Raw genomic sequence first — 388 nt, forward strand, 5'->3', positions numbered from 1 at the left:
TTCTGTCCCTGTAGCCTAAGTTTCACTAACGGTTTCCAGACGGCTTTCATCGCCAACGGATTCCGCTCCGCCCGGTGCCACCCCTCCAAGCGGGCCTCCGCCCCCGTCCGTCCCCATCCCCAGGATTCACGGCTGTGTACTGGTCTGATAAAGGATAAATAAAGATTTGGAGAAGGGAAGTAGAAAAGGCAGGGAAGCGTTTGATTGAGATATTGTTTGGTATTTCGTGCAGATTATGGTATAGACATTTCAAGTAACTGAGGTGGGGATTAACAGTAAAAGGCCAAGGCATTTTCGAAGATGCCTTTAGGGTTGATGTTAAATGGTGTGGGGATTTACATTAAAGGGTGAAGCCATTTTCGAAAATGCCTTCACCCTTTATGTTAAA

It is taken from the genome of Clostridium sp. MCC353 (assembly GCF_018785315.1).
In the GTDB taxonomy this organism is placed as follows: domain Bacteria; phylum Bacillota; class Clostridia; order Lachnospirales; family Lachnospiraceae; genus CHH4-2.